The organism is Sorangium sp. So ce1335 (genome assembly GCF_051521615.1).
Taxonomy (GTDB): domain Bacteria; phylum Myxococcota_A; class Polyangia; order Polyangiales; family Polyangiaceae; genus Sorangium.
In genome coordinates, this window is the sequence record NZ_CP150363.1 from 6,568,032 (window position 1) to 6,588,888 (window position 20,857).

Below are 20,857 nucleotides of genomic sequence, written 5' to 3' on the forward strand. Positions count from 1 at the left end.
CCCCGCCGCGGGGGTGCTCAGCGTTCGCCCCCGCCATCTCCGCCTTCGCCGTCCTTGCGGTAGCCGGCGGGCTCGATGCCGTAACGCGCGATCCAGCGGTGGATCTGCGTCCGCCCCTTCCCCATCGCCCTCGCCACCGCGCTGATGTTCCCCCGGTGCTCGCGGAAGAGGCGGACCAGCGCCTCGCGCCGCGCGTCGTCCTCCGCCGCGGGCCGCTGCGGCTCGCCCGCCGGGGCCTCGGGCCTCGACGGCTCGGGCGGGGCGCTGCTGCGCGGGGCGCTGACGGGCGGCGGCAGGTGATCGAGCTCGACCCTGCCGCCGCCCGCGAGCACGACCGCCGTCGCGAGGCACTTCTCCAGCTCGCGCACGTTGAGCCGCCACTCGCGCAGCAGGAGCACGCGCGCCGCCTCGCAGCTCATCGAGATCTCCCCGGCCCGGTCCGGGGCGACGCGGCGGAGCAGCGCCGCGATGAGCAGGCCGAGGTCCTCCCGGCGCCTGCGCAGCGGCGGCAGCTCGAGCACGAAGCCCGACAGGCGCGCGAAGAGATCGCCCCGGAAATCGCCGCGCTCGACCATCGCGGGGAGATCGCGGTGCGTGGCGACGACCACGCGGAGGTCGACCTTCACCGGGCGCGTCGCGCCCACGGCGACGACCTCGGACTCCTGCAGCACGCGCAGGAACGCCGTCTGCGACGCCGCGGGCAGGTCGCCTATCTCGTCGAGGAAGAGCGTGCCCCTGTCGGCCGCGCGGATGAGGCCGGGCCGGTCCTCGGACGCGCCCGAGAAGGCGCCCTTCTTGTGGCCGAACAGCTCGGACTCGAGCAGGCTGCCCGGCAGCGCGCCGCAGTTGATGGCGACGAACGGCCCGGGCCGCCCCGAGAGCGCGTGGATGGCCCGCGAGACGACCTCCTTGCCGGTGCCGCTCTCGCCCTGGAGCACGACGGGGATGTTCGCCGGCGCGATCGCGCGCAGCGCCGCGAAGCGATCGGCCAGCGCGGGCGCGAACGTGGCGAGGCCGAACGGCGGATCCGCCGCGGACCCCGCGTCGTCCGGCGCGGCGACCTCGCGGAACAGGAAGAACGTGTGCCCGAGCTCGATGAGGTCGCCCTCGGCGAGCTTCGCGCTCCGCCGCGGCACGCCGTTCACGAAGGTGCCGTTCGTCGAGCCGAGGTCCTCCAGGCAGAGCCGGCCGCCGTCGCGCGTGATGCGCGCGTGCCGCGACGACACCCAGCCATCCTCGAGGCGCACGTCGAGCAGCGCCCGGCCCGCCTCGGTCCGCCGGTCGATCGAGCGCACCGGGCCGCGCCCGAAGCGCACCTCGTCGATGCCGTCGAGCGACAGCCGCGCGGACGGATCCAGCGGCCGCTGGCACTGCAAGACGAGGAACAGGAACGGCCGCGGCTCGGCGCTGGAGCCGGCGCGCCGCTCGGTGCGGACCAGCGTCGTCGGCTCGTCGCGCGCCGCGCTCATCCTGCCCCTCTCCGCCCCGGGGCGGACGCGCGCGGAGGAGGCGCCGGGATGCTGACCTGGGCCTTCATGCTGCGTGCGTGCGATCGACCTGGGCCTTCATGCTGCGTGCGTACGATCTACCACGCCGCGCCGATCTGCAGCGCCTCACGCGGCGCGATCCGGGGACCTCGGCGTCGCGTGCCGCGCCGAACAGCGACGCCGCGATGATCGCGCGCGGCGAGAGGCGCGCCGCGACGGGGAGCGCCTCCGCGGCGCGCGCTCAGCGATAGGGCCCGCGCGGCTCGGGGGCCGCGAGCGCGGAGACGATCGCGATCGCGCGCTCGATCGGCTCGCGCCTCGTCTCGAGGTGGCCGAACACGAGCGTGACCGCGGCCTCGTCGCCCACGATCGCCGCCGGCCGGAGGGCGGCGATCTCGCGCCGCAGCTCCTCGCCGAGGCGCAGCGCCGCCCGGTCCGGCGCGTCCGCGCACAGCGCGTAGGCCCTGGACAGGGCGTCGTCGCCCGCCCGGCCAGGCGCCGCCCGGGCCGGGCCGCGCCGGGGCCGCCGCCTGAGGACGAAGCGCTCCGACGGCGACGCGGCGCGGGCCACGCGCACCTGGGTGCCGAACGGGCCCTTCTTCCCTTCCCGGCCGAACCCCACGGCGACCATCCGGCCGCGGTGCTCCAGCTCGATGGTCGTCTCGCCCTCGGTCGCGGCGGTGCCCGCGCCGTGCAGGATCCGCCCGCCGAGCTCCTGCGCGAGCGCGCGCAGCTCCTTCGCGAGCGCGCGGCCGCGGGCCGCGACGAGCGCGGCGGCGCGGATGGCGCTGGCGAGCTTCTCGGCGTCGCCCTCCAGCCCGGCGCGGACGGCGGTCAGCCGGTGCGACTCGAGCGTGAGCTGGTACTCGGCGGCCGCGCGGAGCGCCTCGCGCAGCGGCGGCGTGAGCCACCAGCGCGCGAGCGTGGGGCTGCTCGCCTTGACGACGAACGCGCCGTCGAGCGCCGGGTCGCCGACGTCGACCTGCCGCGCCCGGAACGGCCCGCCGCTCGAGCGGCGGAGCCGCTGCTCGTGGACGCGGAGGCGGAGGCCCGACGGGTTCCGCGCGGTGCCGGTGATGCGCGTGTTGTACCGCACGACGGACGCGTCGCCGTGCTCGACGTCGTGGTCGACGATCAGCGCGACGTTCTCGCACACGACGGAGATCTGCATGCGGGGGTCGCCCCACTGGCCCGGTCCCGACCGGAACTCCCCCCCGACGAGCGCCGCGGCGCGCTGCCAGACGGGCCGCGCGATGCGCCAGCGGGCCTCGGCGGCCCGCCGCGCGTCCTGGCGCGCCTGCGCGAAGCACCGCGCGAGGCCGGCGATCCCCGTGACGATCATCAGGACGAAGAGGGGCTCCATCCTCGGCACATCGTAGCCTCCCCGCCGAGGGCGCGCCCAGGCGGGATCGGCCCGATGGCAGCGCCGGCCGAGCCCGCCGGAGCGATTCGCCGCCCCGCCGGTGGCGGCGGACCGCGGCCTGCACCTCGCCGTGGCCTACTTGTCGCCGTGGCCTACTTGTCGCCGTGGCCTACTTGTCGCCGTGGATCGAGAGATGATAGCTGTTGCCGGAATCCACCTGCGCGACGGCGACCCTGTAGGTGTCGTTGTCCTCGGTCTCGTACGAGATCACGCCCCCGGTCGCCGTGACGGTCCGGGCGAAGGTCAGGACCCAGTCGCCCGACTTCTTGTAATGCACCCGCAGCTCCACCGTGCCCGACGTGGAGTCGACGTGGGCGTGGAACCATTTGACGCCCTTGAGCTCCTCGTAGTGGTAGTCGGTCCTGTCGGTCCAGCAGAAGTCGATATCGAGGCCGCTGACGTCGCACCAGTCGTCCACGAACTCGCTCGCCGTCAGGGCCTGCGCGGCGGTCCCGAGCTCCTCTGCGGCGCTCGCCCGAGGGGGCGGCGCCGCCCCCTCGATCGCGTCGGGCCCCGTCGCGGCGCGGCGCGGGCCGCGGGCGAGCCGGGCCTCGTCCATGCGCTGCTGCGCCGCGATCAGCGCCGGCGGCGCGGCCTCTCGAGCGAGCGCCTCGTAGAGCGCGACGGGGGGCAGCCGCTCGAGCGACTCGGGGATGGCGGCCGTGGTGAAGCCCAGCACGCGCCCCTCCGCCGGCTCGTAGAAGTGGACCTCGGCGCCGCTCTCGAGGTGCAGGCTCGCGATCGGGGCGAGCCCCTCCTCCACGGGCTCGTCCTCCGGCTGCTGCCCCACGGCGCAGCCGCCGAGGGCGCAGAGGCCCAGGGCGAGGGCCGCGGCGCGGCGGACCGTGAGGGCCATCGAGGCGTCGCGGAGCATCGAGTTCATGTTCATCGTCATTCTCCTCGGTCGAACGTGGGTTGAACGCGGGCTCCCGCCCGCGCGGCGGCCAGCGCGCCACGCGCCCTCGATCACGACGCCTGCGGCGCGCCCGCGGGACACCTCGCAGGGCCGTCGGCTCGTCAGCGCGTCGCGCCGGCCTTCGCCACGGGACATGGCAAGGGCGGGGCCAAGGACGATCGATGGAGCGATGACGGCGAGATCACGGCGCGATCACGGCTGCGACGCCGCGCGGCCCCCCGTCGGGTGGTGGGGGAGTTCCCCCATCCTGCCGGCATGATGGAACCGCCAAGGCGCCATAAGACGCCAGGATTCTTGTGTTTTCTTGGCGGCCTTGGCGCCTTGGCGGTTCAAGAGACCCCACCTTCGGCCGAAGTACCCCGCCCCCCGCCGGGCCCGCTGCCCCCGGGATCCCTGCGCGCCCGCTCGCGGGACAACGCCCCTCGCCGGGGCGCCGCCGCGCTCGCGCGCGGTGACCGGTACATGTCACATCGACCGGTGTGGCAGGTGTCAGGTGTGACAGGGGCGGCGCGGCGCCGCTGCCGTCGGCGGGCGCCCTGGCGGGTCGGGCCGCTCGGGCACGTGTGGGCGAGCGCGGACCGAGCGCTGCTTCCAGCGCGCTCGGCGCCGCGCTCAGACCTGGATGCCCGCGAGCGGTGACGTGACCCGCCCCGCGTCGGCGCCGATCTCCTTCAAGGGAAGGCCCATGATCTGGGCGATCGTCAGGAGCGCCTTGCTCAGGTTGTCGCCGGGGAAGTTGTGGTGCTCGTCGCCGCGCAGCCGCCCACCGGCTTTCCCGGCGAGGAGCACCGGCCATTCCGTCCTCGTGTGGACCTTGCCCCAGGCGGTGTCGGACGTGACGTAGACGAGCGAGCTGTCGAGGAGGTTCGAGCTGCCGTGCGGCGTATTCTTGAGCTTCGTCAAGAACTCGTTCAGGCAGCGCATCGTGTAAACGACGCCCTTGTCGACGCGAGGCTGATTCGACTGGTCTCCAGGATCCCCGTGACAGATGGTGTCATGGAAGTCGTCGTTCATGTCCTGCGCGAGGTGCCGGTAGTAGACGTGCGCGGCGGGCAGCGAGAACATGAACGAGAGGACGCGGGTCCTCTCGCAGGCGAGCGCGAGCGCCGAGAGCTCGACCATGGCGGCGTTCACCGCCGGGGGGGCCTCGCTCTGCGCGTCCTTGCCGACGGTGGGGGCCGTCGGGCTGCTGCACACGGGCGGCGAGCCGCCGCCGGGGTCCGTCGCCTCGAGGCGCCGCTCGATGGCGCGGATCGAATCGAGGTGCTGCTCCACGCGCTGCCTGTCGGCCGCCCCGAGCCGCTGCTGCAGCCGCGCGCCGTCTTGCAGGACGGAGTCGAGGACGCTCTTCCGTACGTTCGCGAGCTTCCTTGCCTGCTCCGCGCCGTCGTCGTCGGGCGCGGACGAGCCGCCGATGAACAACCGATTGAACACGGCCTTCGGATCGAACTCCGGGTTGTTTCGCGCGTTCGGCCCCCTGTGCGAGACCGTGTGCAGCGAGTCCTGAGGGCCGCCCGGCGTCGCCGGCGTCAACCCCACCTCGAGCGAGCGGTACGGCGCCCCCTCCGAGATGGCGTCCGCGACGAGCTGGTCGATGGACGCGGCCCGCACGGCGTTCCCGTTGAGCGGCGCGCCGGTCGTGGCCCCCGCCGACCCGCTGGGGTGCTCGAAGCCGGAGACGACCAGCTTGTTCTCGAGGCCGCTGATCACCGTGAGGTACGACTTGAGCTCCGCCAGCGGCTGGAGCTCCGGGCTCAGCTCCCAGGCCTGACCGGAGCCCGTGCGCGCCGGCTTCCAGCGGCCGGGCAGCGTGCCGTTCCCGAAGAACCACGTGACGTAGAGCGGCGAGACAGGGGTCTTCGTCTGAGCGTGCGCCGTGCCGCTCTCGTTCAGCATGATCTCCAGCAGCGGGAGCGGGATGGTCACGGCGGCGCCCGTCGCCAGCATGCCCCGGAGAACGGTTCGTCGATTCATGGCTTTGTTCGTCATGGGGGCACCTGCGATCAGGGTTGTGGGGCGACGGACGAGAAGGCTTCATTCGTCACGACGTCGAGGACCAGCTCGCGCAGCTTGAACCCCGACGCCTCGAACGAAGCGGCCAGCGTGTCCAGCACGGAGCGGTCCACGTCTCTCTCCTCGTGGCCCGCCGCGTACGTGTAGTACTTCCGGACGAGGCACCGGGCGACCGCGTCGCTCTCGCTGACGGTCATGCCGAGCTCGCGCGCGTCAGCGACCGGCGCCCCGTCGAAGTCGCCGCTCGGGTCGATCGGCAGGCCGTGGTCGGTCGTGCGGTAACGGCCGATCGCGTCGAACGTCTCGAGCGGCAGGCCGATCGGGTCCATGAACGCATGGCAGGCGGCGCAGGCAGCAGCGGTCCGGTGCTGCTCGAGCCGCTGACGCTTCGTCATGGGCCTGTCCGCGGGCGGCTCCGGGAGCTCGAGGGCGACGTCGCCGGGGGGCGGCGGGACGGGCGTACACATGAGGGCGTCGCGCATGAACTTCCCGCGCAACGTGGGCGACCCCTCTTTCTGGTTGGCGAACTGCGAGAGAAAACCCGCTTTGCCCAGGATGCCGACGCGCGGGCCGTCCGCGGGCAGCGAGCGGACCTCGAAGGTGCGCGAGCCGAGACCTGCCGCGTCGAGCCCGTAGAGCTGGGCGAGCTCCGCGTTGACGACGACCTTCGTCGTCGAGAACAGGTCGAGCGCGCTCGCCTGTTCGTCGAACGCGAGGACCTCCCAGGTGCCGCGCATGTCGCGCGCCATCGCCGCCTGCAGCGCGGGGCCGTACTCCGGGAACAGCTCCGCGTCTTTCGCCTGCGTGCCGATCCGATCGAGCCGCATGTACTCCTCGGCGAACGCACCGACCGCCTCGCGCCCGGCGGGCGCGTCGAGCAGCCGCGTCGCCGCGGCGCGGACCCCCTCCACCGTCCCGAGCACCCCGCTCGCTGCCTGGTCGAGCAGCTCCCTGTCCGGCAGGCTGTTCCACACGAGGAACGCGAGCCGGGAGGCCATCTCGTGGCCGGTCAAGCGGAGCGACCCATCGGCGCTCGGCGCCCCGAGCTCCGCGCGGTACAGGAAGTTCGGCGACGTGAAGAGGGCCACCGTCGCCCAGCGGGCCCCCTCGAAGGCGCTGCCGAGCTCGGAGGCGGCGTTCGTGGCGACGGACACGAGCCGCTCGACCTCGGTGGCCTCGAGCGGGCGGCGCCACGCGCGGAGCCCGAGCGCCTCGATGAAGCCGCGCACGCACGCGTCGCCCGCCGCGCCGCTCGGCGTGCAACCGATGAACTCGCCCCGCCTCGCGGGATCCGCGAACACAGCGTCGACGGCGCCCTCGATGGCCGCGTGGTACTGCTCGACGCCTCGCTCCGAGGTCACGACGGTCGCGGCGCCGATGGCCGCGAAGCCCCCGTTCCAGCTATCGGCGTCGAGGTCGTGGAGATCGACCTCCACGCCGAACACGTCGCGCACGGCGTTGCGGAACTGCGTCCTCGTCAAGCGGCGCAGCATCCCGGCCGCGGGCTGGAACGGCGGCGGGTCCGAGCCCGTCGACGGTCCATCGTCTCCTGCGGCTCCTCCGGCGGGTGGCCCGGCGCCGTCCGCCGGGTCACCCAGCGCGCCCGTACACGCGGCCGCGAACGCGAGCGCGAAGACGGCGGCGACTTCTCTCGAGGAACGGAGCTCGTGCCATGACGGCTTCTTCATCTTGCTCTCCGATGGTGCAAGGGGGTGACGACGCGCGGGAACCCGTATCTGGCGACCACGCCTCAGAGCAGCTGATCGCGTCGCCGAGCCCATTTCGCCCGGCGTCATGGAACCTGGAGCACCTGCTACCGGGCGGGACCGGCGCGATGACACTGCCGCGTTCGAGAGGGGCTGAGCACGGCCTGCCCCGGACATGGGCTATGCCGCCCCCCAGGATCCGGTGCCGGGACCGATCAGAAGACGGAGGTCCCGGCGCGCATGACGCCCCACGGGGAGCGAAGCAAAAGCATACCCCGTGGCCAATGTGAACGATCACATGCCGCGTGTCAACGCCGATCGACCGACCGCGAGCGCGCTCGCTCCCGGGGGGGAGCGACGGACCTGGCGGGGTCCTCCAGCGCCGCGCGCCTCGCGGTCGAGGACGAGGCGGCGCAGCGCCCGAGCCTTCCCCCCGCGGTATCCTGGAACCCACGGGCTCGCACGAGCCACGCTGGTGAGACGGCCTACGCGGAGGCCGCGACCGGCCGCCGCCGCGCAAGATCTCGGTGGCTCTCATTGACTTCCGCAATGTGAACGTTCACATTACTTTTCGACATCCGAGGCGTCTCCACCCGCTCTACGCTCGTCGTGCCGGGCGCGCCTCTCCTGGCGAGGGCTCCCCCGCCGCTGTCGATGCGAGCCGCTCGTTCACAAGACGCCGTCAGCGATCAGCGTCGCGAGGAGCCCATGTCCACGTCCGCCGAAGGCCGGAAGCCCGACGAAAACCTCACCCCCGTGCGCTGGGGCGTCCTCGGGGCGAGCCAGTTCGCGTTGAAGGTCAGCCTGCGCGGCATGAAGCGGGGGCCCCTGACCCAGCTCGCCGCGCTGGCGTCGCGCGACATCGGCAAGGCGCGCGCCGCCGCGCAGTCGCTCGGGATCCCGAGAGCGTACGGCAGCTACGATGAGCTGCTCGACGATCCGGAGATCGACGCCATTTACAACCCGCTGCCCAACCACCTGCACGTGAAGTGGACGGCGCGCGCGGCCCGCGCCGGCAAGCACGTCCTGTGCGAAAAGCCGATCGCGCTGAGCGCCAAGGACGCCGCGGCGCTCGTCGACGTCCAGCACGAGACGGGCAAGCTGATCGCCGAAGCGTTCATGATCCGCAATCACCCGCAGTGGCAGCAGGCCAGGGACTGGGTGCGGAGCGGCCGGATCGGCGACCTTGTCAGCGTCCAGACGGCGTTCTCGTATTTCAACCGCGACGCTACGAACATCCGCAACAGGAAGGAAGTCGGGGGCGGCGCGCTCTACGACATCGGCTGCTACGCGGTGAACACGTCGCGCTTCCTGTTCGGACGCGAGCCCGTGCGGGCGATGGCGCTCATCGAGCGCGATCCCGAGTTCGGCACCGATCGCTTGACCTCGGGCCTGCTCGACTACGGCGGCGCGCACCTGACGTTCACGTGCAGCACGCAGGCGGTGGCCTACCAGCGCGTGAACGCGCTCGGCACCAGGGGCCGCATCGAGATCGAGATTCCGTTCAACGCCCCCGCCGACCAGCCGTGCAGGATCTTCCTCGACGACGGCTCGACGCTGGACTGCAGCTCGGCCAGGGTCAGCTCGTTTCCCATCGTCGACCAGTACCACCTGCAGAGCGAGGCGTTCTCGCGCGCCATCCGCGCGGGTGGCCCCGTCGAGAACCCGATCGAGGTCGCGGTCCGCAACATGCGGGTCATCGACGCGCTCTTCCGCTCCGCCGAGAGCGGACGCTGGGAGAAGATCTAAATTCCCGATCCTGATTCGGGAACGCCAGCAATTCCAAGCGCTTGAACGGAAAGCTTGCAGGTCGGCCTCTCCGTGCGCTCGTGGCCGCTGTGAACGAACCCACCACGAGGAGGAGAGGCCGATGGGGAGAATGTTCTTCGGCTTCGTTCCCGGCACAAGCGGGTGCTCCAGCAGCGAGCCCGAAAAGCGCGGGACGGGGCCTACCGAATCCGCTGCCTGATTCTGCTGAGGTTGGACGCCGGAGCGACGCCGGCACGTATTGCAGAGGAGCTCCAGGTCGCTCGCTCGACGATCAGCCGGATCCGCTCGCGCTTTCTCGCCGAAGGACTTGCGGGCCTACGCGACCATCGCGCACACAACGGTCAGCGCAAGGTTTCTGCAGCGCACCGGCGGCGACTTGAGCAATTGCTCGACGCGAGCCCGCAGGACTTCGGCTGGGCACGGCCGACGTGGACGCGCGAGCTGCTGGCGCTCCAGCTCGAACGCGACACCGGGCTACGCCTGAGCGTCGGCCACATCGGTCGGCTGCTGCGAGCGATGGGGGCGCGCCGCAAGCGCCCCCGTCCCGTCGTCCGCTGCCCGTGGCCGAAGGCGCGCGAGCGCCGCAGGATCGGAGCGATCCGCAAGCTGATCTGCAGCCTGCCCCGCGACGAGATCGCGTTCTACGTCGACGAGATGGATGTCGATCTCAACCCGCGGCTCGGGCTCGACTGGATGCGGCGCGGTCGGCAGAAGCGTGTGCTCACGCCCGGCAACAACCAGAAGCGCTACGTCGCTGGCGCGCTGACGATCGGCTCGGGCAAGCTGACGTGGGCGTTCGGCGCTCGCAAGAGCAGCGACTTGTTCATCGCGGCGCTGGCCACGCTGCTGCGCCGCTACCGGCGCTACCGGCGGCTGCACGTCATCGTCGACAACTTCGGCATCCACACGAGCAAGAAGACCCGAGCATTCGTCGAGGCCGCGGGAGGCAAGCTCGTGCTGCACTTCCTGCCGCCGTATGCGCCCCAGTACAACCGCATCGAACGTGTCTGGAAGCAGGTCCACGACAACGTCACCCGCAACCATCGGTGCGCGAGCATCGACCAACTCGTCGAGGAGGTGGATGATTGCCTGGAGGCCCTCTCCCCGTACCCGGGGTCGTCCGCGAGCCTGCGGCCTGTGGTCAGCTCGCCCGTTGCCGATTCGGGATCGGCTATTTAGAACACCGATCGCGTTGAGCGCGCGAGAAATGAACCGCCAAGGCGCCAAGGACGCCAAGAAGAAGACGATAGCTTGGCGCCTCGGCGCATTGGCGGTTCGAAATTCCGCTCGTTTCAGGCGGGTTCAACCCGCTTGTCGCTCCAGCGGCGCCCCGCGGCGCCCCGCGTCGTCACGGCCGCGACGACGAGACACGGGTCCGGCGCCGTCGCATCGCCAGGGCGGAGAGCCCCATGGCGAGCGCCGCGGCCCACGAGCTCGCCGTGGAGCTGGCTCCGGCGGCGACGCACCCGCAACCTTCATTGGAGGACCACTCGTCCAGCTCGTCCAGCACGTTTCCGCCGGTCCCGCCTCCCTCGCCCGGTGCGCCGCCTGCCCCGGAGGAGGTGGCCTCGCTCGGCGCCCCGCCAACGCCGACCCCGGAGGAGGTCGTCGCCGCCGTTTCCCCGCCCGCGCCGCTCACGGAGGAGGATGTCGCCGTCCCCTCCCCGCCCGCGCCGCTCCCGGACGAGGTTGTCGAGGTCGTCGTCGTCGTCGTCGTTCCCCCGCCCGCGCCGGTGCCTGGCCCGGTGTCCTCATCGCGCGGCACGGCCCCGGTGAACCCGGTCTGCCCCTCCCGTGTCAGCGAAAGCACGAGCACGCCGTCCTTCACCGTCACGTTCTGCGGGTCGAAGTCCACGCGGTTCCCGTCGAACGTCCAGTCCGCCTTGCTCCACCGCCCGGTGTCGAAGGAGTCGAAGTCGTCCTGCCACGCGAGCTCGAAGGCTCCGTTGTTGTAGCGGTAGTACTTGATCCAGTTGACGAACTGGTGCTGCGGGAGGGCGGACTCTTCGAACGGCCCGACCCACTCGACCGCATCGGAGGCCCACGTGTTGAAGCGCAGGGACTGAGGATTCTTCAGGTCGGCCACCTGCCGCCCCGTCGTCCTCTTGACCTCTGTCCCGTCGAGGCTCCAGGCGACGTAGTCCGGCGTCCACTCCAGCGTGTAGGTGTGGTAGCCGTCCGCGAGGGAGACGTTCGTCGGGTGCACCCCCTCCGACGTCACCCTCGTGCCCATCCCGGTGATGATGTTGGACTGCCAGCTCCGGGCGTCGCCCTTTCCGAAGACCTCGATGTCGATCTCCTCCCAGAACGCGCCCGACATCTCGGAGCCGTCCTTGTAGGTGAAGAAGGTCGACAGGATGCCGCTGCCGCGCGCCATCCGCATGCGCACCTCGATGCGACCGTGAAGCTGGGCCTGCGTCGAGTAAATCTCTGCGCCCTTGTAAGGCTTCGCGGCCGCCGTCGAGCTCACAGCGAGCGCCATCGAGGCAGCGGCGAGCATGGGACCTACGCGGAATCTCGTGAACATCGTGGAACCTCCAGTGAGAGTGTTGAAACCGCCGGCGCCCGCTCGGTAGACCACTCGGCGGGCGCGCGGTCGTTGCACCAGACAATCAGCTCGCGGCGCCGCCGCTCCGCTCGGCGCCTCGCGCGCGACGCCGCCGCGCGACGACCGCGCCCAGCGCGATCAAGGCGGCGAGCGCCCCCGCGGGGGAGCTGGGCCCCGCGTCGACCCGGTGGGCACAGCCGCCCTCGTCGGCGCCGGCGCCATCGGCGGGGTCGCCGCCCGCGCCGCCCGCGCCGCTGCCCGTCGTCGCTCCGGTGCCGGTCGTCGCTGCGCTGCTGACGCTCCCGACCCCGCCCGAGCCGCCCGAGCCGCCGCTGCCCGTCGCTCCCCCTTCCCCCTCGCTCGGCGCGCCCCCGCCGCCGGTCGGATCCGGGGCGTCGATCGGCGTGAACTTCCACCAGTTGAAATTGAACAGGGGGCCGTCTCCACCGGTGAACTTCAGGTACAGATCGTGAATCCCTGTCGCGCCGTCGACCGGACAGGAGTTGGTGACCCACGTCTGGGGGCCGCCGGTCCCCTGAACCGTGCAGGTCCCCACCAGCGTGCCGGTCGGGCTGTCGAGGCGCAGCTCGATGCTGCCGCCGCCGTTCGCCGAGGCCACGCGCGCGTCGAACGACACAGCGCCGGTGCCGAAGTCGACGCCCTTCACCTTGATGTGGTCGCCGTCCTCGATCGACGTGACGTTCATCCCGCCCTCGCTGCACACCTCGGTCTCGACGCCGGCCCCCCAGGCGATCGTCTCCGCCTCGGTCGTGACATACGGGTCGAGGTTGCCGACGCCAGGCGCCCCCGCCTGCGTCATCCTGATCGTCGGGAAGGTACCATCGGCGTTGAACGTGAACTGCTCGACGGCCGTCGACCTGCGGAAGCCTCCGCCGCCCGGCAAGGCGCCGTTGTGGTAGAAGAAGTAAGAGCTCCCCTTGAAGTCGATGACGCCCGCGTGGTTGGTGAAGCTGCTGCCCTCCGTGGGCATGATGACCCCCCGGTACGTCCACGGGCCGGTGGGGCTGTTGCTCGTGGAGTAGGCGATGTACTCGGGGATGGGGCCGGCCGCGTACACAAGGTAGTACAGCCCGTCGCGCTTGTAGAGCCACGGACCTTCTTCGTACTTGGTCGTGTGGCGGCCATCGTTCTCCCCGGTGCGCTGTCCGAAGCTCGCCGCCGTCATGGGCACGCGCACGACGTCTCCCTGGTAGGAGATCATGTCCTCGTTCAGCTTCACGTAGCACGCGCTGGGGTTCCCCCAGTACAGGTACGCTTGGCCGTCGTCGTCGATGAACGGCGTCGGATCGATGTCGCCGCAGTTGGCCGTGATGAGCGGCCGCCCCAGGGCGTCCTTGAACGGACCGGTAGGGCTGTCCGACACCGCCACGCCGATGGTCATCCTGTTGAGCGAGCGGCTCGTGACAGGAACGTAGTAGTAGAATTTCCCGTTCCTGTGGATGGCCTGGCCTGCCCACGCGTCGCCCTTTGCCCAGCTGAAATCGCTGAACTTGAGCGGCGAGCCGTGATCGGTCCAGTTCACCATGTCCGCGGAGGAGTACACCCTCCACTCGTTCATCGTGAACCAGTCCGTGGCGCTGTCCTCGTCGTGCCCGGTATAGAGGTATACCCTGTCACCGTGCACCATGGGCGCAGGGTCGGGGGTATAGATGGTCTGCACGATGGGGTTGTCTGCCAGGGCGACGACGGGAGACGCGACCACGCCGCAAAGCGGCAACGCCACCCTGAAGAGCTTACCTTGGAGGGATGTGGTGCTCGTTGCCATTCCTGGATCCTTGCTGTCCTGAGACTTCGTCAGGCACCGTCGATGTCGTGGTTCGCTCGGCTCATGACGCTCCGGCGCTCCTCTGCTCGACCGCGCGTGTGCGCCCGGCGCGAACGGGATCGGCGCCGAGATCGACCGGATGACGAGGGGCTCGGGCGCAGGACGCCCCTTCGAGAGCGAAGCATAAGGATACCAACCGCGACACCGTGAACGTTCACACATCCGATGTCAACACAGATCGACCCGGGAGGTGTCCTCCGGCCCGAGGGGTGAGCAACGGTACGAGCGCCGACGCGATCAGTCGCTGCGCGTCCGAGTGCGGATAAATTCAGGTGCACTGTCGCGCGCGGAAGCGTGAATGAGGCCGGCACCTGCGCATCCAGACGCGGCGCTCCGGAGAAGCCCTGTCAGATTCGTCCTCCTTCCGTCTCGAGGAACCGCAGAGAGGTCGATCCAGGTTGACATCGTGCTTGTGAGCGTTCACATTTGGGTTCGTTCGCATTTCTTGCTTTGCTCCGGAGGGGTGGTCCTACTCGCCGAGACCTTCGTCAGCCGATCGGTCTCGGCACAGGTTCAGTCCGCTCGGTCGTCACGTGCGCGAGCAGCGGTGAGCTCGCGGGCGTTGCGGTCGCGCGTCAGCAGCGCTGGGCGCGAGGTCTCCACGGTGACCCGCGCGCGCGCCGGTTTGCGAGCATCCGCTCGGCGCCGTGCACAGAGCTGACCCGCGGCGACGATCTCAGGCGGATCGCGGCCTGTTCGTGCCTCGAAGAGGCCGCGCTCACTCCACAACCTGCGACATGCCCGCTCGGGCACGGGAGAACCTCATGAGAACGCGATTCGAACGATGGCCCCTGCTGACGGCGCTCGCGCTCGGCGCGTGCGGCCCCGCCGAGCAGCTCGACGAAGCCGACTTCGATTTCGACGAAGCAGCCGAGAGCGTCACCATCGACACCGCGGCGACCTACACGATCGTCAGCGTCCAGAGTGGGAAGTGCGTCGAGGTGGCCGGAGGCAGCACCGCGGACGCGGCGGGCCTGCAGATTGCCAGCTGTAGCGGCTCGACGCGGCAGCAGTTCCGCATGGAGTCGGCGGGCGGCGGCTACTACCGCATCCGCAACGTGAACAGCAACCGTTGCCTCGACGTCGCGGACGCCTCCACCGGCGACGGCGCCCGCGTCCAGCAATACTCCTGCTGGAACGGGGAGAACCAGCAATGGTCGTTGACCGACGTCTCCGGCGGCGCCGTGCGCCTCACGCCGCGCCACAGCGGCAAGTCCCTTGACGTCTACGGGCGCGGCACCGCGGACGGCACCGCCGTGATCCAGTGGTCGTGGAACAGCGGGACCAACCAGCAATTCCGGATCACACCCGTGAACCCGGGCGGCTCGGGAGGCGGCGGCGAGGGCGACAAGTTCGTCGGCAACATCACGACCGGCGGGCAGGTGCGATCGGATCTGGCCCGCTACTGGGACCAGATCTCCCCGGAGAACGAGGGCAAGTGGGGCTCCGTCGAACCCCAGCGGGATGTGATGAACTGGGCCGGCATGGACCGAGTCCGGGATTACGCGCGCCAGAACGGCATACCCTACAAGGGCCACACCCTGATCTGGGGCGCCCAGCAGCCGGGCTGGCTCGCCGGTCTGCCGCAGAGCGAGCAGCGCGCGGAGGTGGAGGAGTGGATCCGAGCGTTCTGCCAGCGCTACCCGGACGTCGCCATCATCGACGTCGTGAACGAGCCGCCCCCGCACACCACCCCGGTGTACATGAACGCCCTCGGCGGCGCGGGGTCGAGCGGCTACGACTGGATCGTGCAAGCGTTCAAATGGGCGCGGCAGTACTGCCCGAACGCCACCTTGCTGCTCAACGACTACAACAACATCGAATATAGCAGCGACAATCAGAACACGATCAACATCGTCAATCGGATCCGGGCGGCGGGGGCTCCCATCGACGGCATCGGCGCGCAAGCCCACGCCGCGTTCTCGATCCCGACCAGCACCGTGAAGGGCTTCCTCGATAGGCTCGCCGGCACCGGTCTGCCGGTTTACATCACCGAGTACGACATCGACCTGGCGAACGACGCGCAGCAGCTCAACGTGATGCAGAGCCAGTTCCCCATGTTCTACAACCACCCGAGCGTGAAGGGCATCACGCTCTGGGGCTACGTCAGCGGCCAGACCTGGCTGTCCAACTCAGGGCTCATGAGCAGCGGCGGCCAGATGCGGCCCGCCATGTCCTGGCTGATGAGCTACCTGGGGCGCTGACGCCGAGCGCGCAGACGCGCGCACCACGGAGCGCCGCGCGCGCGAGCTCGACCGCATCGCCGCGCAGCCGCGCCCGCAGGGTCGAAGGTTCGACGGGGGCTGCCCGTGGAGCCAGGGCCCGCGCGGCCGATCCCGGGCGCCTTCGAATGTGTCTTGTTTGCCGCTTCACACCCCTGTGAAGAGAGGAGATAACGATGAGGATCAGACTGGAACACGTGTCGCTGTTCACGATGCTCGCCGCCACGACCGCGTGCGGCTCCGCCGAGCAGTTCGACGAGGCCGACGTCGAGCTCGACGACGCCGCCGAGGGCGTCACCATCGACACCGCGGCGACCTACACCATCGTCGCCGCCCAGAGCGGGAAGTGCGTCGAGGTGGCCGGAGGCAGCACCGCGGACGCGGCGGGCCTGCAGATCGCCACCTGCAACGGCTCGACGCGGCAGCAGTTCCGCATGGAATCGGCGGGAGGCGGCTACTACCGCATCCGTAACGTGAACAGCAATCGTTGCATGGACGTCGCTGGGGCCTCGACCAGCGACGGCGCCCGCGTCCAGCAGTACTCGTGCTGGAGCGGAGAGAACCAGCAGTGGTCGTTCGCCGACGTCGCCGGCGGCGCCGTGCGCCTCACGGCGCGCCACAGCGGCAAGGCCCTGGACGTCTACGCGCGCGGCACCGCGGACGGCACCGCCGTGGTCCAGTGGTCGTCGAACGGCGGGACGAACCAGCAGTTCCGCGTCGTGCCCGTGACCTCGGGCAGTGGGTCGAGCAGTGGGTCGGGCGGTGGGTCGAGCAGTGGGTCGAGCAGTGGGTCGGGCGGTGGGACTGGCGGCTCTGACGGCGGGGGTTGCGGCTTGCCCAGCACCTTCCGCTGGCAGTCGAGCGGCATCCTTGTGAGCCCGAAGTCCGACGCGACCCACAACATCGTGGCCATCAAGGACCCGACGGTCGTCTTCCATGACCAGCGCTGGAACATCTATGCCACCACGGCGAACACCTCCGGGAACTGGCAGATGACCCACCTGAGCTTCACCGACTGGCCCCAGGCCGCGTCCGCGCCGCACTACTACATGGATCGCACGCCCGGGTTCAGCGGCTATCGGTGCGCGCCGCAGATCTTCTTCTTCAGGCCCCAGAACAAGTGGTACCTCATCTATCAATCCCAGCCGCCGCAGTTCTCCACGGCCGACGACCCGAGCCGCCCGGAGACGTGGAGCAGACCCCAGAACTTCTTCGCGTCCACGCCCGCCGGCATGCCCAGCCTGCCCATCGATTACTGGGTGATCTGCGACAGCGCCAACTGTTACCTCTTCTTCACCGGCGATGACGGCAAGATGTACCGCAGCCAGACCACCGTGCAGAACTTCCCGAAGGGGTTCGGTCCTGTCTCGGTCGCCCTCCAGGACTCGAACCGGTACAACCTGTTCGAGGGGAGCTCCACGTACAAGATCAAGGGCATGGACAAGTACTTGACCCTCATCGAGGCCATCGGCCCGACGGGCGCCAGGTTCTATCGCGCGTTCACCGCCGATCGCCTGGACGGCGCGTGGACCCCGCTCGCGGACACCTGGAACACGCCGTTCGCAGGTCAGAACAACGTCACCTACGCGCAAGGCGTGGCTGACTGGAGCGACGACATCAGCCATGGCGAGCTGCTGCGCGACGGCAACGACGAGACGGCGACGATCGACACCTGCAATCTGCAGTTCCTGTACCAGGGACGCAACCCGAGCTCGGGCGGCGAGTACTCGCAGCTCCCGTACCGCCTCGGCCTGTTGAAGGCGATCCGCTAGAGCGACAAGCGGGCTGGACCCGCCCGAAACGAGCGGAATTTCGAACCGCCAAGGCGCCAGGGACGCCAAGATGTCGTCTTCTCCTTGGCGCCCTCGGCGTCTTGGCGGTTCATCTCTCGCTCGCTCAACGGGATCGGTGTTCCAGGCTTCTGCTCTGGCCCCCGGTCTCCTGCCCACGAGCGCCGCGTCGATGAACGGGCCGGTTCGGGGGCGCTCCGTCGCCCCCCTGCCCCGACTGCGGACGCTGCCGCGCTATCGACTCACGCCGCACGCGCGGGTCACGCCGCGCGTGCGGGTCACGCCGCGCGCGGGCTACTGGCGGTCGAAGAAGTCGAAGACGTCGGGCAGCACGAGCGGAACCATCCCTCCATGGTCCGCGTCGACTTCCTTGTACGTGATCGCGAAGCCGCCGGCCATCATCCAGTCGCGCAGCTCCCGGCTGCCAGCGAGGGAAGGCGTGGCGCCGGTCCCCTCCGTCACGAAGATGGGCATGTCGCGCAGCCGGTCCCACGGATAGCCTGACTCCTGGACGAACGGCCCGGACATCGGCGCCAGAGCCGTCCAGTAGTCGGCGTACTTGGCGCCGATGTACCAGGTGCCGCCGCTCCCCATCGAGTGTCCAGTGAGGAACATCGCGCCGCGATCGATCGGGTACTCGTTCAGCACGAGCTCCAGGACGTTGATGACGTCCTTCTCGCTGAGCTCCTGATCGCGCTCGCGCTCCGGCGTGCGCATGGCCAGGAGCTTCTCCGCCTCCTCGGGTTGCCCGAACACGGCCGGCAGCCGCAGGAAGTTGCCGTACGCGCCCCCGTAGCCGAGCGGTGAGACGAGCACCACACCGTGCTGGTCGGCCAGCTTCACCATCTGCTTGTTGTTCTGATCCAGGTACGAGCTCTCGTCGTTCGAGGCGCCGTGCAGGAACATCACGAGGGGCAACTTCGACGCGCCGTCCCAGCGCTCCGGGACGCAGACACGGTACGGAACGTCGACGCCGGCGGCTGGAAAGCGATACGTCCTGTGCTGGTCGCCTCTGGCGCGCCACTGCGGAGAGCCGGGATCGGCGACGGACTCGGCGAGCGCCCGCGCCTCGAGCACCTGAGCGCGCGGATCGAGCGTGGTCCCGAACGAGATGGTCACCGGCTCGAACTCGCCTGGATCGCCCGCCCCCCCCGAGCCCCCGGCGCCGCCTTCGCCGCCGCCCGCCGTCGTCCCGCCGCCGGGCGCTCCACCGCCCATACCGCCTCCCGATGGATCTCCCGTGCTGGCCGACGCGCCCCCAGGGGCCCCCCCGCTGGAGCCGCTGGAGGCGGCGCCCGTCGTGCCGGCGCCGCCGCCCCCTTGACCGGTGGAGGCGGCGCCGCTGTGGCCGTCATTGCCCCCGCAGGCGGCGATCGACAGCGCGCAGCCGATGCAGGCCAGTGACGAATGGAATCGACGTTGGTTCATGCTCACTCCCGGGGCGTGCTCAGCCCGTTCTGGGCGCGCCGCTCAACGCTCGTGGCTCTCCGGAGCCTCGGATGCCCCCGCGGCCTCACCCTCCCCGCGCGCCCGCGACGACCGAGCGAACAGACCCGGTGCAAAGGCTCGATCCCGAGCGCAGGACGAAGGGCACGGTGCGCAGCACGGCCCATTCAAGACAAATGAAAAAAAACGCCCCGCGCGAAGATGTGAACGATCACATACGAGGCGTCAACAAAATTGCCCCGCCGTCTACCTTCCTCGACCTCCTCGACCCCGACGGCTCTGGTCAGCTTCGAGCCACTCCGTCGGTGAGTGATGTGCCATACCGTCGACGGCTCCTTCCTTCAACAGGCGCCGTGCCCCTGTCCTCCCTCGGGCTCGGCGACTGCCACGGTCCCGCCGACAAGTGTTGACACCTGAGTTGTGAACGCTCACAATATACGGCTCGGCGCGACCGCCGACTCAGCTTTGCCGTCGGCGTCCGATTATTCCAATCAACCGGAAACGACCTCACGCTGAGCGCGCGCCTCGTGGAACGCTGCCGGTGAGGGCGAAATAGCTCCTGGGTGTTCAAATGTCCAACAAGCTTACCATCGCTCGAGTCACATTGTTCGCGGCGCTGGCCAGCACGTGCGCTCTTTCGGCCTGCAGTGGTGACGGTGGTGACGGCGCGAGCTCGTCTGGCGACACCCCTCACCCCGGAGCGGGCGGGGCTGCCGTCTCGAGCAGCGCCGACAGCACCACGACCAGCAGCGGCGCCACGGCCGGCGACGGCGGCGCGTCCGCAAGTGGAACGGGCGGTGAGGGAGGAACGAGCGGAACCGGCGGTTCGCCTGGAGCGGGCGGCGCGGGCGGATCGATGGACGGCAAGGTCGCCCCGCAGCCGAGCGCGGGTTGCGGCAAGGCCAATCCGCAGACGGGCAGCGCGCAGAGCCCGCTCACCGTATCGGGTCACCAGTACTACGTGAAGCTGCCGACCGACTACGACGCCAGCAAGCCGTATCCGGTGATGATCATGTTCAACCCGACGAACAACCCGATCAACTGGGCAGAGCAGAACGCGGGCTTCGAGGCGGCCGGCCCCAGGGAGGCGTGGATCCGCGTCTACCCTCACCCGGCCAACTCCAACTCGGGCTGGGGCGCGAACGACGTCTCCTTCTTTCAGCCGTTCTACGAGCAGATCACGGGCAGCTTCTGCATCGACAAGGCGCGCGTGTTCGCGGCGGGCGAGAGCTCGGGCGGCGATTTCTCGAGCATCCTTGGCTGCGAGCACGCGGACAAGCTGCGCGCGGTGGGCCCGTGCGCCACGAAGAACGTCCCCCAGTATCCGCTCAACGCCGGCACCCGGAGCTGTACCGGGCAGGTCACGGCGGTCGTCATCCACGGAGAGCGCGACTCGGTGGTCGGGACGGAGAACGGTCCGAAGACGCGCGACTTCTACACCGCGCTGAACCACTGCCAGGCGAGCACGACGCCGGTGGACGGGTACACGGACGATCGCTCGAACTGCGTCGTGTACCAGGGCTGCGACGAGGACTATCCGGTCTACTGGTGCGAGCACGGAGACCCGAACTACAACAACACGAACCACGGCTGGCCCGCCTTCGCGCCGAAGCTCCTCTGGGCGCTGTTCTCGACCTACTGAGGATCGTGCTCGCCCCGGCGGCGCCCGGGGCATGATTCCTGGACGATC

13 protein-coding genes are annotated in these 20,857 nt (G+C 70.2%); 5 read left to right on the top strand and 8 right to left on the bottom strand.

Annotated features, from left to right (window positions below; translation table 11 throughout):
- Nucleotides 1-17: 17 nt before the first annotated feature.
- The 5 genes from WMF24_RS24235 to WMF24_RS24255 form a co-directional block, all read right to left on the bottom strand.
- A complete protein-coding gene (locus WMF24_RS24235) occupies nt 18-1,469 on the bottom strand; it encodes a sigma 54-interacting transcriptional regulator (RefSeq protein ID WP_437729738.1) in 1,452 nt (483 codons plus the stop codon).
- 259 nt (nt 1,470-1,728) lie between these two features.
- Nucleotides 1,729-2,850, bottom strand: coding sequence for a hypothetical protein (locus tag WMF24_RS24240; RefSeq protein WP_437729739.1), 1,122 nt, complete (start codon nt 2,848-2,850; stop codon nt 1,729-1,731).
- A 169-nt stretch (nt 2,851-3,019) separates the two neighbouring features.
- Entirely contained in the window at nt 3,020-3,799 is a 780-nt protein-coding gene (locus WMF24_RS24245) for a hypothetical protein (protein WP_437729740.1), read from the bottom strand.
- Nucleotides 3,800-4,438: 639 nt separating this feature from the next.
- The gene (locus WMF24_RS24250) at nt 4,439-5,800 is read right to left on the bottom strand and encodes a DUF1552 domain-containing protein (protein ID WP_437729741.1); all 1,362 of its coding nucleotides are present in this window, start codon (nt 5,798-5,800) and stop codon (nt 4,439-4,441) included.
- Nucleotides 5,801-5,829: 29 nt separating this feature from the next.
- Entirely contained in the window at nt 5,830-7,527 is a 1,698-nt protein-coding gene (locus WMF24_RS24255) for a DUF1592 domain-containing protein (protein ID WP_437729742.1), read from the bottom strand.
- Nucleotides 7,528-8,253: 726 nt separating this feature from the next.
- Here WMF24_RS24255 and WMF24_RS24260 point away from each other — a divergent pair.
- Both WMF24_RS24260 and WMF24_RS24265 read left to right on the top strand, forming a co-directional pair.
- A complete protein-coding gene (locus WMF24_RS24260) occupies nt 8,254-9,294 on the top strand; it encodes a Gfo/Idh/MocA family protein (RefSeq protein WP_437729743.1) in 1,041 nt (346 codons plus the stop codon).
- A gap of 162 nt (nt 9,295-9,456) precedes the next feature.
- Nucleotides 9,457-10,494, top strand: coding sequence for an IS630 family transposase (locus WMF24_RS24265; protein ID WP_437729744.1), 1,038 nt, complete (start codon nt 9,457-9,459; stop codon nt 10,492-10,494).
- A 169-nt stretch (nt 10,495-10,663) separates the two neighbouring features.
- Here the strand turns inward: WMF24_RS24265 and WMF24_RS24270 are convergent, their stop codons facing one another.
- Both WMF24_RS24270 and WMF24_RS24275 read right to left on the bottom strand, forming a co-directional pair.
- Nucleotides 10,664-11,842: a family 16 glycosylhydrolase gene (locus WMF24_RS24270; protein WP_437729745.1), complete on the bottom strand. Its 1,179-nt coding sequence runs from the start codon at nt 11,840-11,842 to the stop codon at nt 10,664-10,666.
- Nucleotides 11,843-11,927: 85 nt separating this feature from the next.
- Nucleotides 11,928-13,649, bottom strand: coding sequence for a glycoside hydrolase family 43 protein (locus WMF24_RS24275; RefSeq protein ID WP_437729746.1), 1,722 nt, complete (start codon nt 13,647-13,649; stop codon nt 11,928-11,930).
- 824 nt (nt 13,650-14,473) lie between these two features.
- Here WMF24_RS24275 and WMF24_RS24280 point away from each other — a divergent pair.
- Nucleotides 14,474-15,913, top strand: coding sequence for an endo-1,4-beta-xylanase (locus WMF24_RS24280; RefSeq protein WP_437729747.1), 1,440 nt, complete (start codon nt 14,474-14,476; stop codon nt 15,911-15,913).
- Between the two features lie 194 nt (nt 15,914-16,107).
- Nucleotides 16,108-17,703, top strand: coding sequence for a non-reducing end alpha-L-arabinofuranosidase family hydrolase (locus WMF24_RS24285; protein WP_437729748.1), 1,596 nt, complete (start codon nt 16,108-16,110; stop codon nt 17,701-17,703).
- A 312-nt stretch (nt 17,704-18,015) separates the two neighbouring features.
- Here the strand turns inward: WMF24_RS24285 and WMF24_RS24290 are convergent, their stop codons facing one another.
- Nucleotides 18,016-19,149 (bottom strand): hypothetical protein, encoded by a 1,134-nt coding sequence (locus WMF24_RS24290; protein ID WP_437729749.1) that lies wholly within the window; start codon nt 19,147-19,149, stop codon nt 18,016-18,018.
- Nucleotides 19,150-20,023: 874 nt separating this feature from the next.
- Between WMF24_RS24290 and WMF24_RS24295 the strand changes: the two genes are divergently transcribed.
- Nucleotides 20,024-20,809, top strand: coding sequence for an alpha/beta hydrolase family esterase (locus tag WMF24_RS24295; RefSeq protein ID WP_437729750.1), 786 nt, complete (start codon nt 20,024-20,026; stop codon nt 20,807-20,809).
- The last annotated feature ends 48 nt before the right edge of the window (nt 20,810-20,857 follow it).

Bases quoted from the DNA above. Each gene is read 5' to 3' on its own strand.
- WMF24_RS24235 (WP_437729738.1), bottom strand. From the start codon at position 1,469: ATGAGCGCGGCGCGCGACGAGCCGACGACGCTGGTCCGCACCGAGCGG.
- WMF24_RS24240 (WP_437729739.1), bottom strand. From the start codon at position 2,850: ATGGAGCCCCTCTTCGTCCTGATGATCGTCACGGGGATCGCCGGCCTC.
- WMF24_RS24245 (WP_437729740.1), bottom strand. From the start codon at position 3,799: ATGAACATGAACTCGATGCTCCGCGACGCCTCGATGGCCCTCACGGTC.
- WMF24_RS24250 (WP_437729741.1), bottom strand. From the start codon at position 5,800: ATGAATCGACGAACCGTTCTCCGGGGCATGCTGGCGACGGGCGCCGCC.
- WMF24_RS24255 (WP_437729742.1), bottom strand. From the start codon at position 7,527: ATGAAGAAGCCGTCATGGCACGAGCTCCGTTCCTCGAGAGAAGTCGCC.
- WMF24_RS24260 (WP_437729743.1), top strand. From the start codon at position 8,254: ATGTCCACGTCCGCCGAAGGCCGGAAGCCCGACGAAAACCTCACCCCC.
- WMF24_RS24270 (WP_437729745.1), bottom strand. From the start codon at position 11,842: ATGTTCACGAGATTCCGCGTAGGTCCCATGCTCGCCGCTGCCTCGATG.
- WMF24_RS24275 (WP_437729746.1), bottom strand. From the start codon at position 13,649: ATGGCAACGAGCACCACATCCCTCCAAGGTAAGCTCTTCAGGGTGGCG.
- WMF24_RS24280 (WP_437729747.1), top strand. From the start codon at position 14,474: ATGAGAACGCGATTCGAACGATGGCCCCTGCTGACGGCGCTCGCGCTC.
- WMF24_RS24285 (WP_437729748.1), top strand. From the start codon at position 16,108: ATGAGGATCAGACTGGAACACGTGTCGCTGTTCACGATGCTCGCCGCC.
- WMF24_RS24290 (WP_437729749.1), bottom strand. From the start codon at position 19,149: ATGAACCAACGTCGATTCCATTCGTCACTGGCCTGCATCGGCTGCGCG.
- WMF24_RS24295 (WP_437729750.1), top strand. From the start codon at position 20,024: ATGGACGGCAAGGTCGCCCCGCAGCCGAGCGCGGGTTGCGGCAAGGCC.